Origin of the sequence: Nonomuraea sp. NPDC048881 (assembly GCF_040649795.1) — a bacterium.
Classification (GTDB): domain Bacteria; phylum Actinomycetota; class Actinomycetes; order Streptosporangiales; family Streptosporangiaceae; genus Nonomuraea.
On record NZ_JBEZGC010000003.1, the window covers coordinates 624610 to 644550 of the forward strand.

Sequence of the window (19941 nt, forward strand, 5' to 3'; positions counted from 1 at the left end):
GTCCGGCAACGTATCGGACTGTGGTCCGGTTAGTCAAGGGCGGCACGACCCGCCGCCGCGTGCCAGACTCCTGGCCATGGCGGACTCGACCAGGCCGGACGGCGACGGCGGGCAGCTGCGCGTGGGCGTCCTCGGCCCTCTGTCGCTGGTGACCGCCGGTGGCCCGGCGCGGGTCGGCGGCGCGCGGCTGCGGGCGCTGCTGGCCAGGCTGGCCCTGGACGCCGGTCGGGCCGTCCGGCCCGAGACCCTGGCCGAGGCGTTGTGGGACGACGCGCCGCCGGAGGCCCCCATGCACGCGCTGCAGTCGCTGGTGTCCCGGCTCCGGCGCGTCCTCGGGCATCCCGGGCTGCTCACCTCCGGCCCCGCCGGGTACCGGCTGGCCGTCGAGCCGGACGCCGTCGACGCCGTGCGGTTCGAGCGGCTGGTCAGGCAGGGGCGGGCGGCCGCTCGGGACCGGCCCGCCGAGGCGGCCGCCGTCCTGCGGGAGGCCCTGGGCCTGTGGCGCGGACCGGCCCTGGCCGACGTGCGGGCGGCGCCGTTCGCCGCCGCCGGGGCCGACCGGCTCGAACGCGCCCGGCTGGCCGCCCTGGAGGACCGCATCGAGGCCGACCTGACACTGGGCGCCGGCCTGACGCTGGGTGCTGACCTGAGGTTGGACGGTGACCTGGCGCTGGACGGTGACCCGACGCTGGGCGGTGACCTGACATTGGACGGTGACCTGGGGCTGGGCGGTGACCTGACACTGGACGGCGACCCGTTGCGCGCTGGCCTGAGGCTGGGCGGTGGCCTCGGCCTGGTCGCCGAGCTGGAATCGCTGGCCGCCGCCCACCCGCTGCGCGAGCGCCTGCACGCCCAGCTCATCCGGGCGCTCGCCCGCGACGGGCGCGGGGCCGAGGCGCTGGCCGCCTACCAGCGCATCCGTGCCCGGCTCGCCGACGACTTCGGCGGCGACCCCGGACCGCACCTCCAGCAAGCCCACCTGGCGGTCCTGCGCGGCGACCTTCCCGGCCCCCGCCGGGCGGCCGGTCCCCCCGGACCATCCAGGCCGGGTGGGCCCTCCGTGCCCTCCGGGCCTCTTGGGCCGCCTGGGCCGTTCGGGCCATCCGGGCCGCCTGTGCCATCCGGGGCGCTTGGGCCGTCCGGGCCGTTGCCGTCGAGCCGGTCGCATGGCAATCTCGACGTCCCGCTCACCAGCTTCGTGGGCCGCGACGAGGACGTGCGGCGGGTGACCGGCCTGCTCGGCCGGGCACGGCTGGTCACCCTGGTCGGCCCCGGCGGGGCGGGCAAGACCCGGCTGGCCGGCGCGGTCGGCCGGCGGCTCACGCCGTCCGGCGGGGTGTGGTTCGTGCCGCTGGCCGCGGTCGGGCCCGACGACGTCCCCCGCGTGCTGCTCGACCTGCTCCGGACGCGCAAGGAGGGCGCGCCCGCGCGGGCCGAGCCGGACGACCTGGTCGAACTCCTCGCGGACGACGACCTGGTCCTGGTGCTGGACAACTGCGAGCACGTGATCGAGGCCGCCGCCACGCTGTGCGGGACGCTGCTCGGCCGCTGCCCGCGGCTGCGGGTGCTGGCCACCAGCCGCGAACCCCTGCGCATCGACGGCGAGACCCTGCACCCGGTGCCGCCGCTGGACCTGCCGGAACCGGGCTCGACGCCGGAGGCGGCTCGGTCCGTCGCGGCGGTCCGGCTGTTCCGTGACCGCGCCGCCGCCGTACGGCCAGGCTTCGTCCTGGAGGGCGGCGCGCTGGCGGCGGCGGTCGAGATCTGCCGTCGCCTCGACGGCCTGCCGCTGGCGATCGAGCTGGCCGCCGCTCGGCTGCGCGTCCTGCCGGTCGAGGCGGTCGCGGCCCGGCTGGACGACCGGTTCCGGCTGCTCACCGCCGGCAGCCGGACGGCGCTGCCGCGCCACCGCACCCTGGCTGCCGCCGTCGCGTGGAGCTGGGACCTGCTCGACCCCGGCGAACGGTCCCTGCTGGAACGGTTGTCCGTCGTGCGCGGCAGCTTCACCGAGGCCGCCGCGGCCGCCATCGGCGGCTCGGATGCCGGGGCGGCGTTCGGTGGCTCTGACGATGCGGCCGCCATCGGTGGCTCGGATGCCGCGGCGGTCATCGGCGGGGCGGGCGACGTGCCGGAGTTGCTGGCGGCGCTGGTGGACAAGTCCCTGCTGCACCTGGTGGACTCCGCCGACCCGGCCGAGCCGCGCTACCGCCTGCTGGAGACCATCCGCGAGTACGGTCTGCAGCGCCTGGCCCAACGCGCCGAGGTCGCCGCCACGCGCGACCGGCACGCCCGGTTCTTCCTGCGGCTGGCCGAGGCCGCCGACCCCCACCTGCGCACGGCGGACCAGCTCCGCCCGCTGGCCCGCCTGTCGGCGGAACGGGACGACCTGTCGGCCGCGATCCGCTGGACGGTCGAGTCCGGGGACGCCGGACGGGCCGTGCGGTTCGGCGTCGCGCTGAGCTGGTACTGGTTCCTGCGGGACTTCCCGCCGGAGTCGCTCGACCTGCTCGGCCAGGTGCTCCAGGCCGACGGCCCGGCCGACCCGCGATCCCGCGCGCTGGTCGCGGCCGCCCACGCGATCGCCACCGTCGAGGCCGCCGGGCCGGAGGAGACCGACGCCGCCTTCGACCGGATCAGGACGGCCCTGGCCCAGCTCGTCCCGGGCACGCATCCCATCGCCGAGATGGCCCGCCTGGCGGTCGGCATAGCCGCGAAGGGCGACCACGCCGTACCGGCCGAGGGGACGGATCCGTGGAGCCGGTCGCTGGCGTTGCTGGTCAGCGGCGTGCTGGCCATGAACAACGGCCATCTCGCCGAGGCCGAGGACACGCTGGGCCGCGCGCTGGCCGGGTTCGAGCAGCTCGGCGAGCGGTGGGGCCAGGGCATGACGCTGAGCGCCCTCGGCTCGGCGCTGGTCCGGTCCGGCGCGGCGGCCGCCGCGCCCGCCCTGGCCGAGCGCGCCACCCGGTGCTTCCGCGAGCTCGGCATGCCCGAGCACACCATGGAGAACGAGGTGGCCGCCGCGCTGCACCGGGCCGAGTCCGGCGACGTGGACGGCGGCCGGCGGGACCTGACCGGCCTGCTCGACCGGGCCGGGGGCAGCGGGTCGGCGGAGTCGAGCACCCAGGCGCGCCTGGGGCTGGCCCGGCTGGAGCTGGCCGCCGGGCGGGCGGCGGCGGCCCGCGAACATGCCTTGGCCGGTCTGGCCTGCGCCCCTCCCGATCGATCCACCACGCCGCCGCTGACCGCGCTGCTGCTGGGCGTACTGGCTCGGGCGGACCTCGCGGAGGGGTTCCCCGACCGCGCGGCCCGCCGGCTCGACCATCCGGCGGTGCGCCTGACGCTGACCTGGCACACGCCGGTCGCGGCCGCGACCGCGGTGGTGGCCGCCGCGATCGAGCTCGGCCGGGACCGGCCGGAACGGGCCGGCCGACTGCTCGGGGCCGCCACCGTCCTGGGCGGCTGGACCGGCCCCGGCGACCCCGACCTGCGGCGGCTCACCCGCCGGGCCGAGACCGCCCTGGGCCCCGCCGCGTTCGCCGCCGCACACGCGGGCGGCGCGGCGATGTCACGAGCACAGGCCGAGAGCCTGGTGGCAGCAGCCGTCACGACGCCGCCCAGCTAGCGCCGCCCAGCCGACGCCGCCCGGTCAACGCGCCGCTCAGCCGGCGCCCGGCACCGGCTTGCCGAACATCGTGCAGGTCACCGCCGTCTGCAGCGCCTGGACGGCCTTGGCGAGCTTCGGGTCGGCCTCGAACTCGGCCCAGTACTCCGACGTGACGAGCACGGTGGCCGTGCGGCCGCCGGTCCGGTCGGTGAGGCCGGTGGTCAGGTAGCCCGGCATGCCGCCGTCGTGCCCCCAGAACGTGCCGCACGGATGGGCGGCGGTCTGGATGCCCAGCCCGTAGCCGGGCCCGTCCGGCTGCCGCGGGTCCATCGGGACGGTGGTGCGCAGCTGGGCGAGCTGGGCGGCGGGCAGCAGCCTGCCGGACATGAGCGCGGCGTGGAAGCGGGCCCAGTCGCGGGTGCTGGACACCACCGCCCCGGCCGGGCCGCCCCAGCCCGGGTCGTGGCCGGAGACGTCCACATGCCCGTCGTGGCGCGGCCCGGCGAGCCGCCGGAACGCGGCCGGCACCGCGGGCGGCTGGTGGGCGGCGTCCGGCTCGTAGCCGCGCGCGTACGGGCCGCGCCAGGCGGGCCCGGTCGCGTAGTAGGTATGAGCGAGGCCGAGCGGCCGGGCGATCCGGTCCCTGACCAGGCCGGCCAGGCTCGCCCCGGTGACCCGCTCCAGGACCGCGCCGACGGCGGCATAGCCGGTGTTGCTGTAGGACCACTTGGCGCCGGGCGCGAACAGCGGAGCGTGCTTCACCCCCAAAGCCAGCAGTTTCGTCGGGGTCCACCGCCGCCTGTCCTTGCCGAGCAGCGAGGGCAGGATGGCGGGGTCGTCGGTGTAGTCGTACAGGCCGCTGGTGTGGTTCAGCAGCATGCGCAGCGTGATCGCGCCGCCGCCGGGCACCTGGCCGGGCAGCCACTTGTCCACCGGGTCGGTCAGGGCGAGCCTGCCCTCGGCCACGAGTTGCAGCACCAGCACGGCGACCATGGTCTTGGTGTTGGACCCCATGCGGAACTCGTCGCCCGGCTTGAGCACGTGGTCGCGTCTGGTCCAGGCGGCCTGCTCGGCGATCTCGACGGGCCGGCCGCGGCCGTCGTCGACCCGGACGAGCACGCCGGGCGCCCCGGCCGCCACCACCTCCCGCGCCAGGCGCTGCAGCAGGGCGGGCGTCCCGTCCAGGGCCGGCCGGGACGTGGCGGCGGCCGGGAGCGCCGCGACCACGGCCAGGCCCACAGCCGGCACGGCGGCCGTGAGCGCGCGCAGCCACCGCGGCCGGGCAGCCCGCCGGGACGGGACATCACAGGGGTACATGAACCGGTTCCTCCTCCATCGGGTGACACCAACGCCCCCACCCTCCGGCCCCCCGCTCACAAACTGCACACATCCCGCTGTCAGCCGATGAGTTCGCCCCACCGGCGCAGTCTCCATGGCGACAGGAAGGAGTGGTCCGAGTGGATCTGTACAGCGTGGTGTGCGTACGCGACCGGGCGGCGGCGCAGCAGTGGTACGAGGCGTTCTTCGGCCGCCCGGCGGACGAGGTCGTCGGCGAGGAGCACCTGTGGCAGGTCGGCGAGAACGCGTGGGTCGTCATCGACGACCGGCACATGCGGGCCGCGCGCGTCGGCGGCACCATGATCACGTTCGGCGTGTCCGGGCTCGACGACATCCTGGCCAGGCTGGCCGGGCACGGCATCGAGCACGGGCCCGTGGAGACGTACGGCAACGGCGTGCGTCACGTGGACGTCCTCGACCCGGACGGCAACAGCCTCTCGCTCGCCGAGGCCCCGCCGCGGTGATCCGGTTAGGCTCGGAACGTGTTCGACTCGCCCGACTTCGACCTGGCGCCCTACGCCGGCCTCGACACCTCGGCGTACGTGCGGCACACGTACAACAGCTGGGACGACGCCGGCTGGCGGTCGCTGCTGGTGCAGGGCTTCCGGCACGCGCCCGAGGCCGAGCACTTCGCGCTGCCCGCCGTGTCCGACCTGCATCTCGTGCTCTGCGTGGCGGGGAACGCCGACCTGCGGATGCACGCGGGCGGCAGGCCGGCCCGGCGGCGCTGGGTCCCGGGCCACCTGGAGCTCATGGTCCCCGGCCGCGCCGGGTCGATCAGCTACCGGGCGGCGGCCGGGCTGCGCACCGTCCAGGTGCACGTGCCCGCGGCGGCCGTCCGGCGGGCCGCCGACGCGCTGGGCGGCCGCGAGCCCGACTTCGAGGCGACCGCCGCGGCCCTGGCGGCCGGTGATCCGGTCGTCGAGCAGCTCCTGCGCGCGCTGCCCGGCCGCGCGGCGGCCGGCGACCTGTACGCCGAGTCCGCCGCCGCCTTCCTCGTGACGCACCTGCTGACCCAGGGCGGGGACGAGCGCCTGCCCGGCCCGGAGCACGCGGCCGTCCGGGCGGCTGTCGCCGTCATGACCGAGCGCCTGGCCGAGCCGCTGACGCTGGCCGCCGTCGCGGCCGAGGTGCATCTGAGCGTGTACCACTTCGTCCGGGTGTTCCGGGAGGGCACCGGCCAGACGCCCCACCGGTACCTCACCCGGTTGCGCGTCGAGGAGGCGCGACGGCTGTTGTCGTCCACCTCGCTCAGCGTCGAGCAGATCGCCGGGCGGTGCGGGTTCGCCGGTGCGGGCTCGTTGTCGTCGGCCTTCCTGCGACAGACCGGCGTGCGGCCGTCGGCGTACCGCAAGAACTGACCGATCGACGGCAATCGTGCGCATGGCCTCCGGACGGGCCGGTGCCTACGTTGGGGCTCATGCCGTACTCCTTCGCCGTGACCGCCCGCTCGCAGGCCGCTCCCGAGGCCGTCTTCGCGGCGCTCACGCACGCCGCCACCTGGCCGTCGTGGTCGCCGATCGACTCCGCCGACGTCGAGGGCGGCGATCCGGCGGCCCGGCAGCAGGCGGGCGACACCAGGGTCTTCCGCACCGGGCGCAACGTCTCGCGCGAGCGCGTCGTCGAGCTCGTCCCCGACCGGCGGTTCGTCTACGACAACCTGGGCGGTCCGTTCCGCTCCTACCGCGGGACGGTCGAGCTCGCGCCGGCCGCCGACGGCGGCACCGACATCACCTGGTCCGCCGCCTTCGAGCCGAGGATGCCGCTCTCGGGTGGCTTCTGGCGGTGGTACCTGACCCGTTTCATGCAGGGCATGGCCGACGGCCTCGCCGCGTACGCCGCCCGCGCGGCAAAGTGACCGCGGCCCGATGTTTGGCGCGGCTGAGCCGGGAAGAGTGGGTGGGCAACGTTCTCTAGATCATCAGGAGGAAACCCCTTGTCTCAGGACATGTGGAGCTACGGTTCCGACGTCTACGGCGACAAGACTCTCGACGTGGTCGGCTTCGACGTCGAGGCCACCGACGGTTCGATCGGCTCGGTGGACGAGGCGAGCCACACCGTCGGCGACAGCTACCTGGTGGTCGACACCGGTCCGTGGATCTTCGGCAAGAAGGTCGTGCTGCCGGCCGGCACCGTCACGCGGATCGACCCGCAGGAGCGCAAGGTCCACCTCGCGCGGACCAAGCAGGAGATCAAGGACTCGCCGAAGTTCGACGAGGACGCCGTGTACAACGACGACGTCCACCGCAACGAGGTGGGCGCGTACTACAGCCGCTTCAACGGCACCGTCTGACGTAACCCGGGTACCCGCCGGGGTGCCCGCCGGGCGCGACGCGCGCCGCAGCAGCTGCCAAGGCCCCACAGCTCTGCGACCGGCGGGCCCCCGAGGGCCGGACGTCTCAGGACGTCCGGCCGCTCTGCTGGGTCAGGATGCGAAGGGCGTCGGCGGAGGACGGGTCGGCCGGGGTGTAGATCTCGACCCGGTGGTCGGGGCTGTCGGGCTGGAGCCAGACCTGGTAGTCGACGTCGACCGCGCCGACCGTGGGATGCCGCAGGCGCATCGTGCCCACCGTGCAGTCGGCGACCTCGCCCACCGCCCACAACGCCGCAAATTCGGCGCTGTGCATCGTCAGCTCCCCGATCAGCTCCGCCAGGCGGGCGTCCGAGGGGAAGCGGCCGGCGGTGAGCCGGAGGTAGGCGACATGGATGCGGGCTAGTTCGTCCCAGTTGCGGTGCAGGTCGCGGAAGAGCGGATCCAGGAAGAACATCCTCGGGACGGACGGGCGGTCCGCCGGATCCCCCGGCGCCTCGAACGGCAGATGCTCCCCCATCAACGCATGACCCGTACGGTTCCACGCGAGCACGTCCCCACGCCGGCCGAGCACGACCGCCGGCGTCGTGTCCTTCAGCGACTCCAGCAGCGCGAGCACCCGCGGATGAGGCTCCTCCACGGGCGGCCGGGACAGCCGGGACCGGGCCGGTTGCCGGGCGAGATTGTGCAGGTGGACGGTCTCGATCCGGTCGAGCCGCAGCACCCGCGCCAGAGCGTCGAGCACCTGCTCCGAGGCGGTCTCCGCCTGCCCCTGTTCCAGACGCGTGTAGTACCCGGCGCTCACCCCCGCGAGCTGCGCCAGCTCCTCGCGCCGCAGCCCCGGGACCCGGCGGGCCGTCCCGAACGTGCGCAGCCCGATCGCGGCGGGCGTGACCCGGTCACGACGGCTCTTCAGAAACGCTCCGAGACTCTCCACGCCACCGAGCCTAGGCCGACCGGCGGGCCGCGTGGGTACACCTGCTGGGTGCACCCACGCCAGGGGGATGGCTGCCGGGCGCGTCCTGCCCGAGTGTCGGCGCCATGTATCGACAGCACACGCGCACTTCCCCGGGCCTGCGGGCCTGGCTCGGTCTCCTGGTGATCCTCGGGCCCGTCCTGCTGGTCTCCATGGACGGCTCGATCCTGTTCCTGGCGATGCCCCGGATCAGCCAGGCCCTCACCCCCACCGCGGGCCAGGCCCTGTGGATCCTCGACGTCTACGGCTTCGCCGTCGGCTCCCTGCTGATCGCGTTCGGCAACCTCGGCGACCGGTACGGGCGGCTGCGGCTGCTCATGACCGGCGCCGCGGTCTTCGGCGCCGGCTCCACGGCGGCGGCGTTCGCGCCCAGCGCCGAGTTGCTGATCGCGGCCCGCGCGCTGATGGGCGTGGCGGGCGCGACCCTGCTGCCGTCGGCGCTGGCCGTGCTGAGCGAGCTGTTCGCCGACCCGCGGCGCCGGGCGCAGGCCATCGGCGTGTTCGCCGCGGCGTTCGCGGCCGGGTTCGCCGCCGGGCCGATCGTGGGCGGCGTGCTGCTGGAACGGTTCTGGTGGGGGTCGGTCTTCCTGGTCAACCTGCCCGTCCTCGCCCTGTTCCTGGTCTTCGCGCCGGTCCTGCTGCGCGAGGTGCGGCCGACCCGCGCCGGGCGCGTGGACGTGCCCAGCGTCGTGACGTCCGCGGCCGGGCTGCTGTTCGCGATCTACGCGCTCAAGCACGCCGCCGCCGACGGGCTGTCGGCCGTCCCGGTCGTCGCGGGGGCGGCCGGGGCGGGGCTGCTGGCGTGGTTCGTCCGCAGGCAGCGCGGCCTGGCGCAGCCGCTGATCGAGTTCTCGCTGTTCCGCGACCGGGTGTTCACCGTGGCGATCGTCACCGGGCTGTTGCCGCTGGCGGCGTGGTCGGCGACGGCGTACCTGTCGGGCGTCTACCTCCAGTCCGTTCTCGGCCTGCCCGTGCTGGACGCGGCGCTGCTCGCGCTGCCCGGCGCGGTGGTGCTCACCGTCACCTGCGTCGTCACGCCGTTCGTGGTCGACCGCGTCGGCCGGCGGGCCGCGCTCGCCGTCTGCCACTTCTCCGTCGCGGTGGGGCTGCTGCTCCTGCTCCCGACGGCCGTCACGGGCGGTGCCGGCTGGTACGTCGCGTCCACGGTCGTCGCGGGCGTCGGGTACGGCATCTCGTTCAGCGTCGTCGCCGACACCGCGGTCGGGGCTGTACCGCCGGAACGGGCCGGAGCGGCGGGGGCGCTGGCCGAGACGAGCAACGAGATCGGCAACGCCCTCGGGATCGCGCTGCTCGGCTCGCTCGCCGCCCTGGTCTTCCGGCTCCGTGGGCCGGACCTGGCCCCCACCCTGGACGAGACCCTCCAGCTGCCCGCCCTCGTGCCGGCGGCGGCCGCGCAGGCCGAGGCGTCGTTCGTCGCCGGGCTGCACGTGGCCGCGGCGGTGGCCGGGGTCCTGCACGTGGTGCTCGGCGTCGTCGCCCTGCTGCGGGCGCGGGTGCGGGACGCCCCGCGGCCGGTCGGCCACTGAGGGGCGGGTGCGGGACGCCCCGCGGCCGGTCGGCCCCTGAGGGGCGGGCCCTCAGCCGTCGGTCAGGAAGGCGAGGGCGTCGGGGGCGAATCTCCTGTCGGTGAAGGTGCCGCTGTGGCTGCGGCCGGGGTAGACGACGAGCTGGGCGTCCGGGATGCCGTCGACCGTCTGCCGGGCCAGGTCCAGGGGGTAGACCAGGTCGTCGCCGCCCTGGATCAGCAGGGTGGCCGCCTTGATCTCGGACAGCCGGCCGCGCAGGTCGAAGCCGTCCTCGGCGTTGAGCACGGTGACGGCGTCGGCGTGGTCGGCGCGCCCGCCGTCCGACAGCCACAGCAGGCCCCTGAGCAGGACGCGGCCGAGGGCCGACGCGGTGACGATCTCGGCCAGCGCGGGGCTCGGCCGCCTGCCCTGGCGGGCCCGTTCGATGTAGCCGCGCTGGGCCCGCCGGCCGACCGGGCCGAGGGTGCAGGCCGTGCCCGCCAGGACGAGCCGGTCGACCAGGCCGGGATGGTCGGCGGCCAGTTGCAGGGCGATGGATCCGCCGGTGGACAGGGCCAGGACGTTGACCGGTCCGTCGAACGTGGCCCTGATCGCCCGGGCGAAGATCGCGGCGAGGTCGCCCATCGTCGTGGTGGACGGCAGTCCGGGCGGGCGGTTGACGACGTACACGGTGAAGTCCCGGGTGAACGGCCGGACCAGCCGCATCGTGGACCAGCGCGTCATGCCCGTGGGGTTGGCCGCCTGCGGGGTGTGGATCAGGACGATCAGGGGCGGCCCTTCGCCGGCCGACAGGTACGGCAGATCGTTCAGCATGGGGATCCCTTCCATGGCCGCGCCGGCCGGGCTGTATCTGTATGAACAGATTGGATTTTTGTTCACAGAATACGCGAGAACGGGCGGCCCGTCGCGGCGTCGACGGCTCTGCGGCACCCGAGCCGATGGGCTACAGTCGTCCGCCATGGCCGACTCCTCCTACCTCACGGCGACGGCGCGCGCCTACGACGCCGTCGCCGACCTGTACGCCGACCTCGCCCGCGACTCGCTCGACCGTCTGCCGCTGGACCGCGCGCTGGTCGCGGCGTTCGCCGAACTCGTCCGGGCCGCCGGGCCCCGGCCCGTGGTCGAGGCCGGGTGCGGCCCCGGGTACATGACGGCCCACCTGCGCGACCTCGGCCTGGACGCGTTCGGCGTCGACCTGTCCCCCGCGCTGCTCGACATCGCCCGCAGGGACTATCCCGGCCTGCGTTTCGAACTCGGCTCGATGGACGCCCTCGACGTGGCCGACGGCGAGCTGGGCGGTCTGATCTCCTGGTATTCCATGATCCACGTGCCGCCGGCGGAACTGCCGCCGTACCTCGCCGAGTTCCGCCGGGTGCTGGCCCCCGGCGGCCACTTCCTGGTCGGCTTCTTCGAGTCCGAGGGCGGGCCGGTCACGGAGTTCGACCACAAGGTCACGCCGGCCTACCGGTGGCCGATCGACGAACTGGCCGACCTGGCCCGCAAGGAGGGGTTCGTCGAGGTGGGCCGGATGCTCCGCGAGCCGCTGCAGGACGAACGCTTCCGCCGCGGCCACCTGCTGATGCGCGCCGCGTCCCCCGACGACGCACACTAGACGAACGGGCGCTCATTCTCGGTAGCCGGGTTTCCGGGCGCGTTCGGTCAGTTCGGTGTACTCCTTTTCGGTCGTGGCGAAGGCCAGGGTGCCGCGCTTGGGGTCGGTGAGCACGAAATACAGCCAGGAGCCCGCGGCCGGGTGGAGGGCGGCCCTGAGCGCGGCCGCGCCGGGGTTGGCGACGGGCCCAGGAGGCAGGCCCTGGTGACGGTAGGTGTTGTACGACGAACGCACCCGCACGTCCTCGATCGTGACGGGCCCGCGACGCCTGCCGAGCGCGTAGCGGACCGAGCTGTCGACCTGCAGCGACATGCCGCGGGCCAGCCGGTTGCGCAGGACGCGGGCCACCTTCGGCATGTCGGCCTCGGTGGGCGACTCGGCCTGGACGAGACTGGCCACGATGACCACGTCCAAGGCGTCGGGCCGGGCGGCCAGGCCGAGTTCGTCCGCCGTCGCGCGGAAGCGGGCCACCATCTCGCCCAGGATCTCGGCCGGGGCGGCGGAGCCGGCGAACCGGTACGTGCCGGGGAAGGCGAAGCCCTCCAGCCCGCCCTTCGCGTACGGAGGCAGGCCGAGCGCCCGGCCGTCCCCGGCGGCCTTGGCGAACGACTCCGCGGGCCTGCCGGTCACGCGGGCGAGCTCGTCGAACAGGCCGGAGACCCGTTCGCCGTCGTTGACGACCTCCACCTGAGCCCGTCCCGGACCGGGCCGCGCGGCCGCGGACGGCTCCGGGCGGCCCGGCTCCGGCGCGAGCGCCCGGACGGCGACCGTCCCCCCGGCGGCCAGGACGACGACGGCGGCCGCCGCCGCCAGCGCGACGCCCCTCCGGCGGGCAGGACGATGCCGCAGGAACCGGGCAGGACGTTGCGGGAGGAACCGGGCGGGAGGCGGTGGCGTCTGCTCGTCCGCCATGTCGGCGAGGGTCTCACGCAGCAGGTTCTCGATGTTCAACGGAACTCCCTCACGGCGCTCAGCTCGGGGGCGGTCTTCTTCAGCCGCTCCAGCGATCGGTAGATCTGGCTGCGGACCGAGCCCACGCGCACGCCCAGCAGGTCCGCGATCTCGGTCTCCGACTTGTCCTCGAAGTAGCGCAGGACGAGCATGGTCCGCTGCCTGGGCGTCAGCCGGGACAGCGCCGCCCGCATCGTCAGGCGCAGGTCGGCGGCGTCGGCGTGCCCGTCGCCGGGCCGGTCGAGCCACTCGTCCGTGCTCACCTCCACGACCCGCGACCGGCGGCGCCACCGGCTCACCTGCTCGTGGTACATGGTGCGGCGGACGTACCCCTCGACGGCCTCGGGGTCGCGCAGGCCGCGCGACCGCGCGACCGCGCGGCCGTCTTCGCCAGGGCCGACTGGACGAGGTCCTCGGCGGCGTGCCGGTCACCGGTCAGCAGGTACGCCGTGCGGAACAGCGCCCCCGACCGGTCGATGACGAACTGCCGCAGAACCGCCTCGAAGCCTGGATCCACCCGTCCTCCTCCTCATGTCACCCATCAAGGACGAGCAGGCGTCCCGGAACTATGCCGGACGCCGGAAAGGCCGAAAATTCGGCGACTTGAGTTCGCCCATAGGCGAACTCCTAGCGTCGGCCCCATGACGGAAACCAACGCCGACAGCCGCCTCCGGATCGCCGTGGTGATCGGAAGCGTGCGCAGGCCCAGAATGGCCGACCCGCTCGCCGCCTGGCTGGAGCGCGAGCTCAGCACCATCGACTGGCTCGACCTCGACATGATCGACCTGGCCGCGGTCTCGCTGCCGATGCACGAGCTGCAGCCCGGCGGAGGGGCCGCGTCCCCGATCGGCGACGCGCTCGCCGGCGCCGACGGGTTCGTGTTCCTCGTCCCGGAGTACAACCACAGTTTCCCCGCCGCCGTGAAGAACGCGATCGACTGGCACTTCACCGAGTGGGCGTACAAGCCGGTCGCGTTCGTCGGGTACGGCGCCTCCGGCGGCATCAGGGCCGTGGCGCAGCTGCGCATGGTCTTCCCCGAACTGCGGGCCGCCACGGTCCGCGAGTCGGTGCTGATCCCGATGGCGTGGGAGCACCTGGACGCCGGCGGCCGTTTCGTTCCCCCACCGGGCACGACGCAGGCGCTGCACACGACGATGGGCGAGCTGCGCACGTGGGCGCGGGCACTGCGGTCCGTCCGCGTCACGGACCTGGCCGGTCGGCGGTGAGCAGGCTGACCGGGCCGGAGCTGCGCGCCGCGGTCGTCCTGATGGCCGGCGGGCTGCTCGCGGTGCTGGACGCCACGATCGTCGTGGTGGCGCTGCCCGCGCTGATGGCGGCGTTCGGGGCGTCGCTGAGCTCCGTGCAATGGGTCATCACCGCGTACGCGCTCGGGATGGTGGCGACGATGCCGCTGGCCGCCGGGCTCGCCGCGCGCTGGGGCGCGCGGCGCGTGTACCTGGCGGCGCTGGTTGGCTTCGCGGTCGCCTCCGCCGCCGCCGGCGCGGCCGGCGGCCTGGACGGGCTGATCGCCGCGCGGGCGGCGCAGGGCCTCAGCGGCGGCCTGCTGGCGCCGCTGGGGATGGCGATCGGGTTCGGCGCGGTCGCGCCCGAACGCCGCAGCCGGATGACGGCGGTCACCGGGGTGCCGATGCTGGTCGGGCCGATCCTGGGTCCGCTGCTCGGCGCGGCGCTCCTGGGCGCCGGCTCCTGGCGCGCGCTGTTCTACGTCACCGTGCCGCTGGCGCTGCTGACCGCCGCGGGCGCGCCGGCCTGGTTGCCGGCCGGCCCCGCGGGCGGCCGGCGGGTCCGGCCGGACCTGGTGGGGGCGATCCTGCTGGTGCCCGGCATCGTCGCGGTGGCGTACGGCATCAGCGCCCAGGACAGCCCGGCCTGGACGCGGATCGCCGCGGTGGCCATCGGCGCGGTGCTGGTCGCGGCCTTCTGCGCCCGGGCGCTGAGCCGTCCGGAGCCGCTGCTGCGGATCCGGCTGCTCGGCGATCCGACGTTCGGCCGGGGCGCCGCGGTGCTCGCCCTGTACGCCGCCCCCTACTTCGGCTCGGCTCTGCTGATGCCCACCTACGTCCAGACGCTGCGTCTCGACAGCGCCTCGGTCACGGCGGCGCTGATGGTCCCCGGCGCGGTCGGCATGGGCCTCAGCCTGCAGGTCGCGGCCCGGCTGCTTGAACGGCTCGGCCCCCGGCGGGTCGTCGGCGCCGGGCTCGGGGTCGTGATCGCGTCCGGCGTGGTCCAGGTGATCATCCTCGCGCCGGACACCCCGTACCCGGTGCTCGGGCTGTTCGCGCTGCTCCAGGGAGCGGGCACCGGCGCGATCATGATGCCGACGATGTCCGGTTCCAGCCGGAATCTCCACGGCCCCGACCTGGCCTCGGGTTCCGCGCTGTTGTCGCTGGTGAGCACGGTCGCCAACGGCATGGGCACCGTGGCGGTCGGCGCGCTGTTCACGGCGCTGACCGCCGCGATGACCGGCGGCGCGTCGCTCGCGGCCCTGGCCGCCATGGACGCGGCGGACAGGGCGGCGCAGGCGGTCACCGTCACCGACGCCCTGCGGCTGACCCAGGCGGCGGCCCTCGTCGTGATGTCGCTGGCCCTCGTCGTACGATTGCGCTCTCCGGCCCGGCACTCGGCGACACCGGGCCGGCGGGAGTCGGCTGAGAGGACGGTGAGCGCGCCATGACCGTCACCGACCGTCCCGGATCCGAGACGATCCCGGCCTCGCTCACGGTCGGGCAGGTGGCCAGGGCCGCCGGGGTGACGCCCAACGCCGTCCGCTTCTACGAGCGCTACGGCGTGATCACCGGCCACCGCAACAGCGGCAACGCCCGTCGCTTCACCGTCGACGCGGTCTGCCGGATCAAGCTCGCCCTCGCCGCGCAGCGGGTCGGCATCACCCTCAAGGAGAGCGCCGACATCCTCTCCGGCATCCCGCCCCTGTCCCGCGACCTCGGCCAGTGGATCGCCGCGGGCGAGGAGCTGGTCCGGATCGGCCGGGCCCGCATCGACCAGCTGCAGACGACCGTGAACGAGCTGGCCACCCTGGACTTCCTCCAGTCCCCTTGATCGCCCTGCGGGCGTCGAGCGGCACGCCTGCCGCCCGCCCGCGGCCTTCGGGTGACTCATCCCCGATCGACAGGAACACATCATGAGCAACCTCCATGGCAAGACCGCGCTCGTCACCGGCGCGAGCAGAGGGATCGGCCGGGCCATCGCCCAGCGCCTGGCCGCGGACGGCGCGCGCGTCGCGGTCCACTACGGCGGCAACGACCAGGCCGCCGCGCAGACCGTCGCCGCGGTCGAGGCGGCGGGCGGGCAGGCGTTCGCCCTGCGGGCCGAGCTGGGCACGCCCGGCGACGCCGACCGCCTGTGGGCCGCCTTCGACGCCCGCGCCGACGGGCTGGACATCCTGGTCAACAACGCCGGCATCCTGAACGACGAGCCCGGCATCGAGCACGTCACCAGACGGCAGTTCGAACGGCTCTTCGCGGTCAACGCCACCGCCCCGTTCTTCGTCACCCAGCTCGCACTCCCCCGCCTGCGTGACGGCGGCCGGATCGTCAACGTCTCCACGATGCTGACCCGCGGCTCGGCGATGCCGACGGCGATCAGCTACGCCATGTCCAAGAGCGCGCTCGACGTGCTCACCTCGACGCTGGCCAAGCAGCTCGGGCCGCGCGGGATCACCGTCAACACCGTGGCGCCCGGCGTCATCGACACCGACATGCACCAGGGCAGACTCGTCGGGGAGGCGCTGACCTGGTTGTCGTCGCTGTCCCCCATGGGCCGCGTGGGCACCCCCGCGGACGTGGCCGACGCGGTGGCCTTCCTGGCCGGCGACGACAGCCGCTGGGTGACCGGCCACTGGCTGGACGCCTCGGGCGGCACCCTGCTCTGACGGCGCGCCCCGGGCAGCCCCTACCCGAGCAGCCGCAGCACCCGCGAGGCCTGGACCGCCAGCGTGCCGGGCGGGTTGTGCGGCGCCGCCGGGCCACCGGGGCCGAGCTGGAGGAACCAGCCCAGTGCGATCAGGAGACGGAAGTCCCGCACGCGCAGGGCCTCCGCCGGGGTGAGGTCGACCAGGGCCAGCAGACGCCGCGCGTCCAGGGCGCCGTCGAGGCGGGAGATGTGCTCGCACAGCTCGCCCAGCTCGAAGGCGCGATCGTTGCGGCCGGAGTCCTCCCAGTCGATGAGCCGGACGCGGCGGTCGTGCTCGTCCCACAGGTAGTTCGCGCGGTTGCCGTCGGCCATCCCGAGAACGGGCGGACGGGGATCGGTGGCGAGGCCGTCGAGCGCGGCCCGCACGGGGACAGGGCCGAGGCCGGGGGCGTGTTCGGCGAGCAGGGTGAGCGCCTGCCATTCCCGGCGGGGTTCACCCCGCCCCCAGGAGGCATACCGCTTGATCGCGACGTCGTCGTGGAATTCGAGGTCGTGCGTGCACCGACCGGCCGTCATCTGCCTGCTGCGCCCCTTCCGGTGCCGTGCGGGCGGGTGGCCCTCCGGCCGGGGCTCCCGCGAAGGGCTCCGAGCGTATCGGTCGCCGAGGGGCACGCGTCGGCGGAGCGGAGCCCCGACAATGGGAACATTATGGACAATCACCTCACCGCAGCCACGAGGGGACGCGCGCGGGCGCGCGAACTGGGCGTCGTCGTCGGCGCACTGCCGACCGGGCCGTTGAACGCGATCACCGACGTCGAAGGCGTCCTGGTCGGCCACACCACCCTCGACGACGGCGCCGACCTGCACACCGGGGTCACCGCCGTCGTCCCCCGTCAGCTCACCGCCGAAGGGCGGGCGCTGCCCGCGGCCGTGTACGCCGGCAACGGATACGGCAAACTGGTCGGCTCCACCCAGATCGACGAGCTCGGCGTGCTGGAGTCGCCCGTCGTGCTGACCGCCACGCTGTCGGCGTTCCGGGCGGCGGACGCGCTGCTCACCTACCTGATGGACCGCAGCCCGGAGGGCATCTCCTTCAACCCGGTCGTGGGCGAGACCAACGACGGCTTCCTGTCCGACATCCGGCGCCGCCCGATCACCGAGCGGCACGTGCTCGACGCGCTGGAGGGTGCGTCCGGCGGGCTGCCCGCCGAAGGGTGCGTGGGAGCGGGCACCGGGACGACGGCGCTGGGCTACAAAGCGGGCATCGGCACCTCGTCCCGGCGGCCGGTGGCCGAGGGGGCCGCGATGACGGTCGGGGCGCTCGTCCAGGCGAACTTCGGCGGCGTGCTGACCGTGGGGGGCGTCCCGATGCCGGTCGAAGAGCTCGTCCCGGGGGCCACCGGCGAGGAGCCCGTCGGCAACTCCTGCATGATCGTGGTGGCCACCGACGCGCCACTCGACGCGCGTCAGCTCGCCCGCCTGGCCCGCCGGGCGATCTTCGCGATGGGCCGCGTCGGGGCGTCGTACTCCAACGGGAGCGGCGACTACGCCATCGCCTTCAGCACCGCGTCGCCGGAGCTCCCGCGCCTGCCCGACGCCGGTCTGAACCCGCTGTTCGCCGCGGTCATGGACGCGGTGGAGGAGGCGCTGCTCAACTCGCTGTTCACCGCGACGACCACCACCGGCGTCCGCGGCCGGACCCGTCACGCCGTTCCGTACGACCGGCTGCCGCGGACCGGCGCGGGAGAGCCGGTCGGCTAGCTGTTCCGTCCCGTGAGGTCGGGCACGCGGCCGGCGGGCGGCAAGCCGGTCAGGACGCCTGGACCTCGTCGAAGACGGCGATGGCCGTGGCGGGATCCGGGCCGACGAGACGTTCCAGGCCGTCCGCCGTCATCTTCGCCCACCTGCCGGCCCGTTCCCACATCCGTTCCTCGAAGGCGCGGACGGCCTCGTCCTGATCGCCGGGGCCGGCGGCCAGGGCCTCGGCGAGCTCAGCGCCCTCCAGCATCGCCAGGTTCGCGCCCACCCCCAAGGGCGGCATGAGGTGGGCGGCGTCCCCCAGGAGCGTCACCCCGGGGACGTGGGCCCAGGTGTGGGAGACGGGCAGGACGTAAAGGGGGCGGTCGGCGAACGCGGTGCCGCGGCGCAGGAGGTCGAGCACGGGGTCGGCCCAGCCCTCGAACAGCGCCAGCAGGCGGGACCGCACGGCTTCGGCGCCGTCCGGGCCCGTGTCGGTGCCCGCGTGCCGGTCCAGCGGCGCGCGGAACTGGGCGTACACCTTGACGTGGCCGCCGCTGTTGCGCTGGGCGACGAGGGCGCGGTTCACGCCGTAGACGGCCAGGGAACCGTCGCCGATCAGCCGGGCGAGGTCCGGGTGGCGGGTGTCGACGTCGTCGAGGGAGGTCTCGACCGCGGTGACGCCGGTGTACTGCGGCGTCGCGGCGGAGAGCGCCGGGCGGACCCGGGACCAGGCCCCGTCCGCGCCGACCACGAGGTCGAACGTCTCCTGCCGCCCGTCGGCGAAGCGGAGCAGCACGCCGTCCCGCGTTCCGGGCGTCACCTCCGTCACGGCGTGCCCCCATCGGACGTCCAGGGGGCCGAGCAGCAGGTCGCGAAGCTGCCCGCGGTCGATCTCCGGATTGGCCCGGTCGTCCGGACGGGGCCGCCAGTCGCGCAGCACGGTCCCGTCGGGGGCCAGGATGCGCATGGCCTGCCCCTCGGGACGGGACAGCGCCTGGAACTCGGCCAGCAGCCCCGCCTTGTCCAGCGCGCGCTGGCCCATCCCCTCGTGCAGGTCGATCGTGCCGCCCGGAGGACGGGCGTCGGGCGCGGAATCGCGTTCGAAGACGGCGACGGGGTGGCCGTGACGGTGCAGGACGCGGGCGAAGGTGAGGCCCGCGGGGCCGCCTCCCACTACGGCGATACGTTGTCTCATGCCGATACACTGTATTGCCGCAAGACGCTGTATCGCAACAGTACGATGTATCCATGACTGTGTGGGACCGTCCGGAGCCGCCGACCCGCCCCGCGCCGCTCGACCGGCAGCGGATCGTCGCCGCGGCCGTCGCGCTGGCCGACGAGGGCGGGCTGGAGGCGGTGTCGTTGCGCAAGGTCGCCGCCCGGCTCGACGTCGGCCCGATGCGGCTGTACGGATACATCTCCACCAAGGAGGAGCTGTTCGACCTCATGGTGGACGAGGTCCACGCCGAGATCCTGCCCGACGGGCCGCCCGGCGACTGGCGGGAGGCGCTGCGCGGCCACGCGGTCCGCACCAGGCAGGCCGCCCTCCGTCACGAATGGCTGGCCGACCTGCTCGGCGGCCGTCCGAGCCTGGGCCCGAACGCCCTCGCCGTGACCGAACGCACGCTGGCCGCCCTCGACGGCCTCGCGGACCTCGACACCGTCATGCACGCCGTGCAGACCGTCGGCGCGTACATGACCGGCGCGATCAGGCGCGAGATCGCGCAGCTGCGGGCCGAGCGCGCCACGGGCCTGTCCAAGCTCGACTGGCAGCGCGCCTACGGCCCGCACGTGAGCCGGATGCTGGCCACGGGCCGCTACCCCACGCTGGCCAAGTTCGTGCACGACGGCACGGAGGTGGCCGCCGAGGAGTCCTTCGCGACCGGCCTGGAGTGGGTCCTCGACGCCGTGGCCGCCAGACTCGACCGGCCGCCGGCGTGACGCCCCCCGCGCCGCCTTCCGGGCCGC

The 19941-nt window shown here is 74.7% G+C and carries 21 protein-coding genes; 13 read left to right on the top strand and 8 right to left on the bottom strand.

All coding sequences use genetic code 11. The features are described from left to right. Positions 1-76: 76 nt before the first annotated feature. Positions 77-3625: a BTAD domain-containing putative transcriptional regulator gene (locus AB0C33_RS13810; RefSeq protein WP_358287007.1), complete on the top strand. Its 3549-nt coding sequence runs from the start codon at positions 77-79 to the stop codon at positions 3623-3625. 36 nt (positions 3626-3661) lie between these two features. Here the strand turns inward: AB0C33_RS13810 and AB0C33_RS13815 are convergent, their stop codons facing one another. Then, positions 3662-4924, bottom strand: coding sequence for a serine hydrolase domain-containing protein (locus tag AB0C33_RS13815; protein ID WP_358287009.1), 1263 nt, complete (start codon positions 4922-4924; stop codon positions 3662-3664). A gap of 140 nt (positions 4925-5064) precedes the next feature. Between AB0C33_RS13815 and AB0C33_RS13820 the strand changes: the two genes are divergently transcribed. The 4 genes from AB0C33_RS13820 to AB0C33_RS13835 all read left to right on the top strand — a co-directional run bounded on the left by AB0C33_RS13820 (position 5065) and on the right by AB0C33_RS13835 (position 7238). Next, positions 5065-5409: a VOC family protein gene (locus AB0C33_RS13820; RefSeq protein WP_358287011.1), complete on the top strand. Its 345-nt coding sequence runs from the start codon at positions 5065-5067 to the stop codon at positions 5407-5409. Positions 5410-5427: 18 nt separating this feature from the next. After that, positions 5428-6306, top strand: coding sequence for an AraC family transcriptional regulator (locus tag AB0C33_RS13825; protein ID WP_358287013.1), 879 nt, complete (start codon positions 5428-5430; stop codon positions 6304-6306). A 59-nt stretch (positions 6307-6365) separates the two neighbouring features. Next, on the top strand, positions 6366-6803 hold the full coding sequence (locus AB0C33_RS13830) for an SRPBCC family protein (RefSeq protein WP_358287015.1): 438 nt from the start codon (positions 6366-6368) through the stop codon (positions 6801-6803). A 78-nt stretch (positions 6804-6881) separates the two neighbouring features. Further along, on the top strand, positions 6882-7238 hold the full coding sequence (locus AB0C33_RS13835; protein ID WP_352356660.1) for a PRC-barrel domain containing protein: 357 nt from the start codon (positions 6882-6884) through the stop codon (positions 7236-7238). A gap of 106 nt (positions 7239-7344) precedes the next feature. Here AB0C33_RS13835 and AB0C33_RS13840 read toward each other — a convergent pair whose 3' ends face one another. After that, a complete protein-coding gene (locus tag AB0C33_RS13840; protein WP_358287016.1) occupies positions 7345-8193 on the bottom strand; it encodes a helix-turn-helix transcriptional regulator in 849 nt (282 codons plus the stop codon). Positions 8194-8297: 104 nt separating this feature from the next. On the opposite strand from AB0C33_RS13840, the gene AB0C33_RS13845 reads away from it, so the two are divergent. After that, a complete protein-coding gene (locus AB0C33_RS13845; protein ID WP_358287019.1) occupies positions 8298-9779 on the top strand; it encodes an MFS transporter in 1482 nt (493 codons plus the stop codon). A 51-nt stretch (positions 9780-9830) separates the two neighbouring features. Here the strand turns inward: AB0C33_RS13845 and AB0C33_RS13850 are convergent, their stop codons facing one another. Next, positions 9831-10592: an alpha/beta hydrolase gene (locus tag AB0C33_RS13850; protein WP_358287020.1), complete on the bottom strand. Its 762-nt coding sequence runs from the start codon at positions 10590-10592 to the stop codon at positions 9831-9833. 145 nt (positions 10593-10737) lie between these two features. On the opposite strand from AB0C33_RS13850, the gene AB0C33_RS13855 reads away from it, so the two are divergent. Beyond that, complete coding sequence (locus tag AB0C33_RS13855; protein WP_358287021.1) at positions 10738-11391, top strand: class I SAM-dependent methyltransferase; 654 nt, start codon at positions 10738-10740, stop codon at positions 11389-11391. A gap of 12 nt (positions 11392-11403) precedes the next feature. On the opposite strand, the gene mltG is transcribed toward AB0C33_RS13855, so the two are convergent. The 3 genes from mltG to AB0C33_RS13870 are packed head-to-tail and all read right to left on the bottom strand — an operon-like array spanning position 11404 to position 12859. Next, positions 11404-12342, bottom strand: coding sequence for an endolytic transglycosylase MltG (mltG, locus tag AB0C33_RS13860; RefSeq protein WP_358287023.1), 939 nt, complete (start codon positions 12340-12342; stop codon positions 11404-11406). Further along, on the bottom strand, positions 12339-12641 hold the full coding sequence (locus AB0C33_RS13865; RefSeq protein ID WP_358287025.1) for a sigma-70 family RNA polymerase sigma factor: 303 nt from the start codon (positions 12639-12641) through the stop codon (positions 12339-12341). The genes mltG and AB0C33_RS13865 overlap by 4 nt, the downstream gene beginning before the upstream one ends. Next, positions 12638-12859, bottom strand: coding sequence for a hypothetical protein (locus tag AB0C33_RS13870; RefSeq protein WP_358287027.1), 222 nt, complete (start codon positions 12857-12859; stop codon positions 12638-12640). The genes AB0C33_RS13865 and AB0C33_RS13870 overlap by 4 nt, the downstream gene beginning before the upstream one ends. 124 nt (positions 12860-12983) lie before the next feature. Here AB0C33_RS13870 and AB0C33_RS13875 point away from each other — a divergent pair, with 124 nt between their 5' ends. The 4 genes from AB0C33_RS13875 (at position 12984) to AB0C33_RS13890 (ending at position 16252) form a co-directional block, all read left to right on the top strand. Continuing rightward, positions 12984-13568 carry an NAD(P)H-dependent oxidoreductase gene (locus tag AB0C33_RS13875; protein WP_358287029.1) on the top strand — a complete coding sequence of 195 codons (585 nt, stop codon included), beginning with the start codon at positions 12984-12986 and terminating at the stop codon, positions 13566-13568. Next, positions 13565-15037: a DHA2 family efflux MFS transporter permease subunit gene (locus AB0C33_RS13880; RefSeq protein ID WP_358287031.1), complete on the top strand. Its 1473-nt coding sequence runs from the start codon at positions 13565-13567 to the stop codon at positions 15035-15037. Before AB0C33_RS13875 ends, AB0C33_RS13880 begins: the two co-directional genes overlap by 4 nt. Beyond that, a complete protein-coding gene (locus AB0C33_RS13885; RefSeq protein WP_358287032.1) occupies positions 15034-15420 on the top strand; it encodes a MerR family transcriptional regulator in 387 nt (128 codons plus the stop codon). The genes AB0C33_RS13880 and AB0C33_RS13885 overlap by 4 nt, the downstream gene beginning before the upstream one ends. A gap of 82 nt (positions 15421-15502) precedes the next feature. Beyond that, positions 15503-16252 (top strand): SDR family oxidoreductase, encoded by a 750-nt coding sequence (locus tag AB0C33_RS13890; protein WP_358287034.1) that lies wholly within the window; start codon positions 15503-15505, stop codon positions 16250-16252. 20 nt (positions 16253-16272) lie between these two features. Here AB0C33_RS13890 and AB0C33_RS13895 read toward each other — a convergent pair whose 3' ends face one another. Further along, positions 16273-16809, bottom strand: coding sequence for a phosphotransferase (locus AB0C33_RS13895; RefSeq protein ID WP_358287036.1), 537 nt, complete (start codon positions 16807-16809; stop codon positions 16273-16275). Between the two features lie 132 nt (positions 16810-16941). Here AB0C33_RS13895 and AB0C33_RS13900 point away from each other — a divergent pair, with 132 nt between their 5' ends. After that, on the top strand, positions 16942-17994 hold the full coding sequence (locus tag AB0C33_RS13900) for a P1 family peptidase (RefSeq protein WP_358287037.1): 1053 nt from the start codon (positions 16942-16944) through the stop codon (positions 17992-17994). Positions 17995-18043: 49 nt separating this feature from the next. Here the strand turns inward: AB0C33_RS13900 and AB0C33_RS13905 are convergent, their stop codons facing one another. Next, entirely contained in the window at positions 18044-19168 is a 1125-nt protein-coding gene (locus tag AB0C33_RS13905) for an NAD(P)/FAD-dependent oxidoreductase (protein WP_358287038.1), read from the bottom strand. A 53-nt stretch (positions 19169-19221) separates the two neighbouring features. On the opposite strand from AB0C33_RS13905, the gene AB0C33_RS13910 reads away from it, so the two are divergent. Continuing rightward, positions 19222-19914: a TetR/AcrR family transcriptional regulator gene (locus AB0C33_RS13910; protein WP_358287040.1), complete on the top strand. Its 693-nt coding sequence runs from the start codon at positions 19222-19224 to the stop codon at positions 19912-19914. Positions 19915-19941: the final 27 nt, after the last annotated feature.